Origin of the sequence: Micromonospora sp. WMMA1947, assembly GCF_027497355.1 — a bacterium.
Taxonomy (GTDB): domain Bacteria; phylum Actinomycetota; class Actinomycetes; order Mycobacteriales; family Micromonosporaceae; genus Micromonospora.
Window position 1 is genome coordinate 1,333,634 of record NZ_CP114909.1, and the last position, 10,137, is coordinate 1,343,770.

Annotated in this window: 7 protein-coding genes and 1 pseudogene; 4 read left to right on the top strand and 4 right to left on the bottom strand. The window is 68.8% G+C overall.

What is annotated here, in order from left to right:
- Complete coding sequence (locus O7604_RS06405; protein WP_281579925.1) at nt 1-369, bottom strand: DNA-binding protein; 369 nt, start codon at nt 367-369, stop codon at nt 1-3.
- A gap of 1,453 nt (nt 370-1,822) precedes the next feature.
- On the opposite strand from O7604_RS06405, the gene O7604_RS06410 reads away from it, so the two are divergent.
- From O7604_RS06410 to O7604_RS06420, 3 genes are all read left to right on the top strand, one after another.
- Nucleotides 1,823-2,050, top strand: coding sequence for a hypothetical protein (locus tag O7604_RS06410; RefSeq protein ID WP_281579113.1), 228 nt, complete (start codon nt 1,823-1,825; stop codon nt 2,048-2,050).
- 847 nt (nt 2,051-2,897) lie between these two features.
- Nucleotides 2,898-3,782 carry a replication-relaxation family protein gene (locus O7604_RS06415; protein WP_281579114.1) on the top strand — a complete coding sequence of 295 codons (885 nt, stop codon included), beginning with the start codon at nt 2,898-2,900 and terminating at the stop codon, nt 3,780-3,782.
- An 853-nt stretch (nt 3,783-4,635) separates the two neighbouring features.
- Nucleotides 4,636-6,042 carry a hypothetical protein gene (locus O7604_RS06420; protein ID WP_281579115.1) on the top strand — a complete coding sequence of 469 codons (1,407 nt, stop codon included), beginning with the start codon at nt 4,636-4,638 and terminating at the stop codon, nt 6,040-6,042.
- A gap of 186 nt (nt 6,043-6,228) precedes the next feature.
- Here O7604_RS06420 and O7604_RS06425 read toward each other — a convergent pair whose 3' ends face one another.
- Nucleotides 6,229-7,479 (bottom strand): XRE family transcriptional regulator, encoded by a 1,251-nt coding sequence (locus tag O7604_RS06425; RefSeq protein ID WP_281579116.1) that lies wholly within the window; start codon nt 7,477-7,479, stop codon nt 6,229-6,231.
- Complete coding sequence (locus tag O7604_RS06430) at nt 7,466-8,254, bottom strand: hypothetical protein (protein WP_281579117.1); 789 nt, start codon at nt 8,252-8,254, stop codon at nt 7,466-7,468. Before O7604_RS06430 ends, O7604_RS06425 begins: the two co-directional genes overlap by 14 nt.
- A 229-nt stretch (nt 8,255-8,483) precedes the next feature.
- Here O7604_RS06430 and O7604_RS06435 point away from each other — a divergent pair, with 229 nt between their 5' ends.
- Nucleotides 8,484-8,768, top strand: a complete 285-nt coding sequence (locus O7604_RS06435) for a hypothetical protein (protein ID WP_281579118.1) — start codon at nt 8,484-8,486, stop codon at nt 8,766-8,768.
- Here O7604_RS06435 and O7604_RS06440 read toward each other — a convergent pair.
- Nucleotides 8,765-10,034, bottom strand: a pseudogene (locus O7604_RS06440) (ISL3 family transposase). The gene O7604_RS06435 and the pseudogene O7604_RS06440 sit on opposite strands and share 4 nt — an antisense overlap.
- Nucleotides 10,035-10,137: the final 103 nt, after the last annotated feature.

Sequence of the window (10,137 nt, forward strand, 5' to 3'; positions counted from 1 at the left end):
TTACGGCGGGGGCCTGCAGCCCGTGGTGTCCCTGTCCGCGCCCGAATGCCCGCCGTCCCCGTCGGCACCCGCCCCGCCGGTGTCACCAGATGTCGGTACCGGTGGGGACTCGAGGTGCAGTTTCCGCAGGATCGGGGCCGTCGGGACGCGGTAGTGCGCGCCGGCCCGGAACAGTGGCACCGGGAACGCGTCGCGGGCGGCCAGCTTGTAGGCCGCCGAGCGGGAGATGCCGAGGATGGCGGCGGCGGTGGCGAGGTCCGTGGTCGCCCCGAGCGCCAGGATGCGCTCCGTGGTCCACGTGCAAGCTGCGGCGTCGCTCCGTGGGTTGGCGGCGGGGGCGGGCCTGCGGGTTCGTCGTGCTGATCGCATGAGCGGTACCGGCGGGTCGCCGGCGACCAGGTCGGTCGATGTCGGATCGACCCCGGCCGGCGGGCCGGTGTCGGCGGTGGGATCGGGATGCGGGTTGTGGTGCTGCGGCGTGTGGTCGGTCATGTGGTGTCGGCTCCGCGCCGCGCCGTGGTGCGCTGACACCCTCAAACCGGTGTTTGTCAGCCGTGGCGAACACCTGCCCCCCTCACGGGGATCTCGCAGATGTCTGACAGCGGATTTCCGTCCGCATGGCTGTCCTGACAGCCCCGGGGGACACCCTTGCAGACGCCGGCGCCACGACGGTCGATCAGCGTCAGGAGACTGTCAGAGCCCACCATCAACCCAGCTCTGTCAGACACCCGGGGTTACGACCACGTCGGCCACGACAGCGACGTACGCCGATGACATAGGAGTGCTAACCGGCGTTGTCAGACCACTGTCCGGGTCCCCCAGGGCGGCAGCGGCGTCACCGAGGACACCGGCTCCGGGCCTGCCATTCGGACGGCGGCTCGTCAGACCGTCACGGCCCGCCGGGCGGACGCTGCCGGCCGGGCACGCCGACGCGCGGCGCCTGAGGGGATGCCGATAGGCGGCGGTGAAGCCGGTCGCGGTCTGACACCGCTGCGCCTTATGGCGCTGTGAGATCGTGTCAACGGGCAGGTCAGCGTGGCTTTGTCGAAACGATGACGCACGTCGAAGTCGATCGTCAGTGAGCGGTGCACGTGGGGCGGCTGACATCGTCGACCCGGTGTCCATGCCTACGCAGCCTGCACTGTCAGGAGTCCGTGAGACCGGGACGGCGCAATGCCGGTCAGGCGCGCCCGCCGCAGCGCTCCGACCGTCATCGACACTCGTCGCTGGCATGGGAGTTTGTGACATGACACCCTCCGCCACCGGCTGGCCTGGCTCGCCTCTGGATGCCGTGGACTCCGCCTTCGCCGATCTGACCTGCGGCCCCGACCCGTTGTGGACCTCGGTCCGCTGGCCGGGCAGCTCGGCGATGACACCGGTCTGCTCGGTGGTGTCAGCGCGTTGCCGGCGTTGCGGCAGTGGTTGCTGGAGCATCCGCGCGCCTACACGGTGCGGGACGTGGTGTGGCTGATCCGCCGCGCCCGTCTCGACGGGCCCGCTTGGGTCATCGCCGCGGTCGCCTTGGCGATGCCCGCGCTGCGCCGCTACGCCGGCCGGCTGGGCCGGCGACGCCCACGACCTGGACGCCGAAATCCTCACCGGCTTCCTGACCGCTCTACGCGACCAGGTCGACCTGGCCCGCCCGGCACCAAACGCGGCGCTGCGTGGCCGCGCGGCGGGCCGGCCACGAACTGCGGCAGCGTGACGGCTACCGGTGGACGACCTCGAACACGTTACCGGCCCCGTATCCCGAAGCGGCCCTACGGGCATCCGGACCTCCTCGTACGCCGCGCCGTCGAGCTGGGCATCGTCGACGAGTGCGATGAGCAGCCCTACATCGACCTGCGGCTGGGTCACCGGGCCAATCGAGCCCATCGCCGTCCGGCTCGACGTGGAGGTCGACACGCTGCGGCGGCGCGTCGAGCGCATCGACGTCCGCGTCACCGCGGCGCTCGCCGCCGGGCTCCTCACCGAGGTGACCTCACCGCAGGTGCGGGAAACGTCATCGCGCTCACTGTCGGATCGCCCGCCGGAGACCTCACCGAGCTGACAGCGACGCCCGCGGGACGACGTTCGGCGGCTGTGAGGCTTCCGCGCCGACGCCCACAGCGGTCCGCCCCGGAGCGACATGAGCGTCAGGCCGGTCGCTGACCAGCGCTGTCAGACATGGGTGAGGTTGTGTCGGAACGGTGTGGGGCCGGCAGGTGTTCGCCACGGCTCACAAACGCCGGTTTGAGGGTGCGGAACTCCTCCGGCGCCACCACGGCGTCACCCGGGGCCTGGTTGCGCCCGCCGCCGGGCCGGGACATCTGGCCGACACGGGACCGGGCGCCTGGGGTGCCGCGCCAGGTTGATGCGGTGACACCTCATCGATCGCCGCCAACCCGAGCGGGGGGACGAGCTCCTGCCGAGGTTCGCCGCGCTCCCCTGTCCGACAGGTGTCTCCCGAGCCCGGCGACCGGCTCCCCGACCACCGTTCGACGATCGCCCCGGCGTCAGCCGGGGGCGGTAGGTGCAGCCACCCATATCCCCCTACCGTGGGCGCGGTCCCGTGCCCTGACCACCACGCTGTCCACGCCTCACCGCATCGCCCGGGTCGCCGCGCCCGCCGCGGCTGCAGTCTGATCGTCCGCCACCCCTCCGCGCTCCGGGTGGAGAGCAGCCGAGGCGTTGCCTGCACGGGACATCAGCGCCGTGTTCGGCTCGGTTCGGGTTGCTGTCCGTGTTCCGGTCCGCGCCGCCCAGCAGTTCGGGGTCCAGCTTCAGGTGGACGGTGACACGGACCCGCACCGGCGTCTGTCAGCGCAGCACCGGGCCGGTGTGACAGTCCCGGCCCGCTGCTCAGAGACACCACCGGTGTCATCTCTGCCCTACCACGAATCCGAAAGGAAACCCTCGTGCCTGACCACGTCCTCCGCGTGCAGTCCGTACTCACCGCCCGCGACCATCTCCTCCTCGAATGGCTCACCGACCACGGCGTGTTCACCACACCGCAGCTCGCCCACGCCCTGTTTCCATCCCTGGACTTCGCCCAACACCGACTCGCCCGACTCACCGCCCTACGGGTCGTGGACCGGTTCCGGCCCTTCCGCCCCGACGGCGGCTCGTTCCCGTTCCACTACGTCATCGACCAACTCGGCGCGGAAGTCGTCGCCGCCCAACGCGACCAACCCCCACCCCGCCCCGGCCACGCCAAAACCAACCGGCGGCGATGGACCGCCGCCCGCACCCTCGGACATCGGCTCGGCGTCAACAGCTTCTTCACCGACCTCGCCGGCCACGCCCGCACCCACCCCGCCCACGCCCTCACCCGCTGGTGGCCCGAATCCCGCTGCGCACAAACCGGCGCGTTCGCCCGACCAGGCGACCCCGTGGCCCTGCACGCCCTGACCGCGCCGATCCACCCCGATGGCCACGGCATCTGGACCACACCCAACGCCCACGTGCCGTTCTTCCTCGAGTACGACACCGGCACCGAACCCCTGACCGAACTCATGCGCAAACTCATCGGCTACACACAACTCGCCGCCGCCGGCGGCCCCCGCTGGCCGGTGCTGTTCTGGCTCCACTCCGCTACCCGCGCCCACCACCTCCACCAACACCTCGCCGCCACCCCCGTCACGGTTCCCGTGGCCACCGCCAGCCGCGACCATGCCACCCATACCGGCCACAGCCCCGCCGGACCGCTCTGGCAACTCCACGGCCAGCCCGGCCCACTCCCCCTCGCCGACCTCGCCACTGCCATCTCCACCACGCCCACCACCTACAAGCCACCGGCCTGACCACGCCGGCGATGATCTGCCGGCGACTTGACCTTGAGCAAGAGATGAGCGTGAATGGCTCCCGCCAAAGCCGACGCGCGGCGACACCACGACCAGCGCGAATCAGGCGGCCCGCCCATAAGCGTGGCCCTCGACGAAAGGTCTACCGATGCCACAGCCTCACCGCGAACGACCCGGACGCCTCGCCGCAGTACCCGACGACATCACCGATCCCCTGCTGTGGCGCCTCGCCATCGACGTCCTCGCCGCCCACCAACCCGGACACGACGGCAACTGCCGCAACCTGCAGTGCGCCGGACAAACCGGCATCTGCGCCGCGGCATCCCACGCCCGCCGAGCGCTCACAGTCGCCCGAACAGCCACACGCCCCGCCAACCCCGCACCCCGCGAAGCGGCACCAAGACCACCCGCGCCACGCAGCGTGAATTTCATCGGCTGGTTCACGACACCGAAGCCGGCCACCACTACCGAACTGCCTGATTCTGGATCGCCACGGAGACCCATCACATCACTGCGACACGCCGCATAGCACCGACACCCCACAGGCCGCCCCTCAACGACCAGCGCCTGGCTGATACTGCTACGCCTGCTTCCGCGCCGCCGCCATCCCGCGCCAACAAGCTCATCGCCCTCGTTGAATCCCGCCGCTCCCGGCTCACTCTCGACTTCGGTCTGTCTCGGCGGCTGCGGTTACCACGACATCCAGTTGGCTCAATGGTTTGATCAAGACGGGCGCATAACCGCGCCGAGTCACATATCTGCCGCAGCAGCCGCAAGGCGAGAATGATCCGCATCATCGCAGCCGTAGGGTGCCTACCAAGACGGCGCACACTCGCGAGGGGCGGTTGACACGTTGTCGACGCTAATTCAGCTGACGGCCGAGCAGGTCGAACTCGTCCGGTATGGTGTCCTGTCCGATGCCACCTTCCAGCCGATGCCGATGGCAGCGGTCAAGTCGTTCGAGTCGGCACGGGAAGGAACCCGGCGCGCTCGTCGCGCACCGGCCCGGAAAGCAGCTGAGCCTCGCCGGCGCATTGACTCCCTAGACCGCAAGGTCGCCGCCGAATACTGGAAGCACCAAACGATCGAGCTGGCCCTGCTGATCGGCAACGTCGACCTGCCCGGCTCACAGGGCTCCGGATGGGCGGTGGTGGCGCTGGCCCGGGCGCACGCCCTCGGCAGGCTCGGCAGCGGGACGACCGGCGTACGCAATCTGGAGATCCGGAATTGGACCGTGCTGGCCACACCAATCCCGGTGGATGCCATCATCAGCGGGCTGCCGGTCAACGAGGCCCACTGGTGGCGGCGGAATCTGCACGCGTCGGCGAGGCCCATCCCGCCCAGCACCAACGAGGCGACTCTTCGCCAACTGCGGCAACGGATCACCGGCTTCGACGAGATAGTCCGGACCGTGCTGCTCCCACCCGCCCCGGCCGGTGGCGCCGCCGTCGCAGGGCGGCCCGCCCTGCAGGAAGCCCGGGACGCCAACATGACCGCGGCTCGCCTGTTCTCCCCGGACTGGCGTGACCTCGAGCCGGTCCCGCTATCCGACGAGCCGCCAGCCGAGGCAGCGGCTTTCGTCGCAGAACTGAGGCCGGACGAGAACGACCTAATCCAGGACGACATCATTCCCTTCGAGGGCTGGGAGCAGCATCGGTCGCAGGGCGGCTGGGTGGAGTTTCAGTCCGAGGGGCGCCGACTGCTGGTGAAAAACATCAACTTCAAGCGGGCTGAAACGCAGACCGGCGCGGACCTGGTCTACTGGCGCAGCGAGCCGGACGCCTTCGTCATCGTGCAGTACAAGGTGCTTGACCGTGACCGTGAAGGACTGATCCACCGGATCAATGGCAACGACCGCCTACTCGGCCAACTCGAGGCGATGCTGGCCTGCACCCGGCCGGACGGCGTCCCGCCCGCGAAGGTCGCTGACTTCCGGCTGGCCGGCACCAGCGCGTTCGTCAAGTTCGCCCATCCAATGACCAAGCTGCATACCGACCACCAGCTGATCGACGGGCATTATCTTCCCGCAGAGCTGGTCCAGCTCATGTATGCGGAACCGGATCAAGGGCGCGACGGCGGCAAGATGCTGCGCTTCCCACCAGAGCGCAGCATCGACCCTGAAACCTTCTCCCGGCTGGTCCGCGACTGCTGGATCGGCACCTCGGGCAAGGCCAGCGATGCCCTCCACCGGTTTCTACCGGGCCTCCGCGCGATGCCTCCCGCGCACCTGGTCATCGCCTACGATGAACGTCGCCGCTGACGATGCTCTTGCCTCGGGTTCGCGCAGCAGGCCGGCATGTCGAGACTGGCCGGCCTGTTCCTCTCGCGTGAGGGCCAGCAATACGATCCTGACACTGAGCGAGGCAGGCACATCAATGCGGCTCTGCCGCTCAGGCTGGACGGCTACTCGGGGTTGTTAGAGCCCCACGTGTCCCAGCGGAGGTCGTTAGGCCATGTCCGTAGCAACTGCCCGTAAATGACGAATGCGATCAGTCATTGGCGATGGCTGCTCCGCCGCTTTACCGCCGGCTATGAGATTGAGTGTTGGGCGGTCGGTGACAGCACCAAGTAGTTGCCGGATCCGCTCCACCGGCCAGCGCAGTTCTTGCGCCAGCGCGGATATGGTGAGCCCATGATCGGCAGCCAGTTCGAAGGCTCTTCTTAGGAGTGTCGGCTGTTCGCCGGGGAAGCCGTCGATAGGTTCCAGGGCTAGTTTGGATTGGTTGAGGCGTTGGTAGGCGCGTGCCGCAGTAGTGTCCGTGTAGACGCCTACTTCTCGGCAGCGGTAGATGAGGCTCTGGATCGACGTACCCCACGTGCGCTGGAGCTCAGCGAACGCCGCAAAGTTCACCCTCGCGGGCAGGAGGGGGCTGATGCTGTCGCGCGGAGTGAGGAATTCCGCGGCGAAGGCGTCGGCGTCCCGTTCATGCCTGGAGTCACCGGGAAGGGCGTCGGCGTGGAGTACGAGGTGGGCGAGTTCGTGCGCGGCGGTGAAGCGCTGCCGGTATACATCCTGGGATCGGTCGCGACTGATGACGATGAATGGCCGCGGTAGCCGTGAGGTCGAGAAAGCATCCACGGTACGGAAGTCGCCATCGGCTGGCGCATGGACGACGACGATGCCGTGGACCTCGAGAGTGCGCACGAGGTGCGGAATGGGCGCGGCGCCGAGATTCCAGTGCTGACGAAGAGCTTGGGCGGCCTGGACTGGCTCGGTGGGAAGGCTCGCGCCGGGATGAATCTCGCCGCCGGCGAACCCGGGAAGGTCTACGTGGGGCAGGAAGACGCGCCGTTCGAGGGCGTAGATGAGTTCCCAGACCTGCTCGGTAAAGGAGACGGCCTTGGCGCGCTGGTAGGAGCGTGTCTCGCGGAGATGGCGGAAGTGCGCTGCGGAGGAGTCGAGGCGGGCGTAGGGACGCCCGACCTGGAAGAAGCCAACGGGGTAGCCGAGGTGTTCGGCGAGGGCGATCAGAATCTCGGGTCGTGGCCGCGCCCCCGATTCGTACTGGCCGATGGCCGCGGCGCTGACCCCGACCCGGTCGGAGAGTTCCTTCTTGGTCAGCCCGGCGAGCTGGCGAGCTTGTGTCAGGCGTGCCGAGTCGAACTGCCTGGCGACAGCACTCGCTGACCCCGAGGGCGGCTCCACGGGAAGGCCGCCGGCAGAGAACAGGTCATCGGGCTCGTCAGTTCTGGGCATCGCTTCGCTGTTGGTGGTCGCTACGTTCGGCTACGGGGCTAACGGTGGCCTGCTCAGCGGCGGTACGGGCGCGCAGCGTCGGGCTGGCCAGCTCCGCCTGGTCGAATCGCGGCGACACGGTCGAGGCCGACGGCTGAGTCATCAGGCGTAGCCCAGGGATCGGGTCTGCGGACGGGACGAGGAGGGGTTGTGCGGATACCCAGCTCGCTGTGCCGGTCTGGCTCACGCTGATCTGGCCCCATCCGATGTTGAGCAGCCCGTGCCGCTCGTGCGCCGCGTAGTAGATGATCACGATACCGTCTGGTTCCAGCCCTCGCAGAACGTCGGCGGCATGGGTGTCCGACTCGGATTCCATCCCTTCGAAAGCCGGCTGCTCATGATCGGGTTTGGGGCCGAAGAGCCGCGCCAGCTCCAGCGTCGTCTTGTTGATCTTCTTCAGGGCGCGAGGGCTGTCGTAGGCGGTCGCGAGGTCCTTCGCGTACTCCACCGGCAGCACAGCGACGTTGTTGATGACGACGATGCGGTAGCTCTTGCCCAGTGGGCGCACTGTCTGGGCGCCGGGGACCTCACCGAGGTGGTTGACCAGTTCCTCGTACCGCGCCGGCCAGCCTCCGCCGAAGGCGTGGCGCGACGTCAGGCGGACCGCGTGGTGGCCGTCCATCTGCCGTCCGACGGCGGCCTGAATGGCCGCCGGGATGGCCTCCGTCAGCGTGGATGCCACGTCGCGGCCGAACAGCGATGCCGCCCACGCTGCCGGCCGGATCTTCTTCGACACGGTTCTCCCCTCTGCTTTACCTGCGTGCAGAAGACTAGCATTTGTGCTTTAGTTTTGAGCGCGATCACGCCACTTTGATGGCGCTGAGCGTGTTGCCGCAGATCACGCCGCCTTCTGTGTGGCGTGATCTGCGGTGCGCGATCTTGGCGGACGTCGAGCGGGCCGCGCCCGGTGTCCGGTGCGGCGTTGCGGGTCGCCCAGGATGAGCGGCCGGGGAGGAAGGGGACGCATGACGGCGGATCTGACCAGGTTCGGCCGGGACGCAGTCGTGACCACGGTGACGCAGGCCGCCAGTGTCTGGATGTCGCCGGGACCGCCCGGCGAGCGCTGGCGGCAGGTGGCCGAACTGCACGGACGGGTCGCGCTGGCGCACCTGGCGCACGGTGAACCTCTGCTGCCCCTGGTGGCCTTCACCGACTTGTTGACCGGCTCGCTGTCCGGGCTTCCGCCGGACGGAGAGTGTGGATCTAACGGCTCTGTCTCACATTCGGTGGTGACGGAGGGTGCTGGTTAGCCGAGCAGGATGCGGTGTCGTAGGAGAGCGAAGCCCGCGCGTCCGTACATCTGTCGCTTGATCAGTTTGGTTTTGGTGTTGACGCCTTCGGTGCCGCCGTTGTGGAAGGGGGAAGTCAGGGCGGCGTTGACGGCGTCGCGGTCAAGAGCGAGGCCGCGGGTGAACGTGTGCAGGTGGGGCAGGGCCGTGGCCTTGACGTCGGCGATCCACGTGGTGAGGCGGTCGCCGTTGCCGCCTGCGGGTGTGAGGAGCGCGGCGAACGAGCCGATGAAGCCGGCCAGCGCGGTCATCTGTGGGCACGCGCCGGTGAGAGCGTCGACGAGGGTCCGCTGGTGTTCTTTGAGCTGGTCGGGGGCGGTGAGGAGGTAGCGGGTCAGGCGCCTGGGCGAGATGGCTGGGCGGGCCGAGGTTGAGCCGGCGGGCGCATTCCAGTAGGCCGACGCCCTTGTCGAGCAGGTCGTGGACCTGCTGCCACCGCTACCGGGTGGTCACGGCCCGAATGCCGTCCTGCGGCGGGCCGGCGGTGGCCCAGCAGGAGCTGTGTGCGGTGACCTCCTTGCGCACGGCCTCGGCGAGGTTGTGCCACAGGTGCCAGCGGTCCGCGACCTGCACCGCGCCAGGTAGGGCGCGGCGGACCGCTTCGGCGTAGGCGCCGGAGGAGTCCCGGCACACCACCTCGACACCAGGATGCTCACGCAGCCACGTCTGCAACGTTGCGGCCTTGCGGTCGGGCAACACATCGATCCGCTGGCGGGTGACCGCGCCGATCAGGACGGTGGCGTAACGGCGACGCCGGCACAGCGCGAAGTCGTCCACCCCGAGCACCCGGGGCACCCGCCGCTCGGGCAACGGCAGACGCAGCAGCGCCCGCAGGGCCGTGTGCCGGGACACGACCACCGCCAGCGCCAGCGCCAGCGCCCGGGTGCGGCCAGCCAACTGCCGCACCACCGCACCGACCTGGGAGATCAGCCGAAAGGTGCGGCGCTGGTAGTGGTTCAAAACCCCGGGCAATTGTTCCCGGAACGTCCGAGGGGCAGCCCGGGTCGGGCACACCAGACGACGTACACGCACCCGAAGTACCACCGGCCGGGCATCGACCGGCACGTCCGCCACGGTCCGCTGGTGCTACCCGTGCACCCGGCCCGTCACGGCCGCGCAGCCCGGACAGGCCACCGGACCCCCGGGAGTCCGAGCCCGCACCAGAATCCGCTCGCCCTCGTCCGTCACGTCGTCGATCACCAGCGGAAACAGCCCCGAGAACACCATCTTCGTAAGATCACCGATCTCGCATACATGATCTCAACGACATCGGCCACCTTCCGTCACCACCGAATGTGAGACAGAGCCGTTAGCGAGACAGCCCCATAGG

What these genes read in the sequence shown, in the direction of transcription:
- O7604_RS06405 (WP_281579925.1), bottom strand. Translation starts at nt 369, where the DNA reads ATGCGATCAGCACGACGAACCCGCAGGCCCGCCCCCGCCGCCAACCCA.
- O7604_RS06410 (WP_281579113.1), top strand. Translation starts at nt 1,823, where the DNA reads ATGAGCAGCCCTACATCGACCTGCGGCTGGGTCACCGGGCCAATCGAG.
- O7604_RS06425 (WP_281579116.1), bottom strand. Translation starts at nt 7,479, where the DNA reads ATGCCCAGAACTGACGAGCCCGATGACCTGTTCTCTGCCGGCGGCCTT.
- O7604_RS06435 (WP_281579118.1), top strand. Translation starts at nt 8,484, where the DNA reads ATGACGGCGGATCTGACCAGGTTCGGCCGGGACGCAGTCGTGACCACG.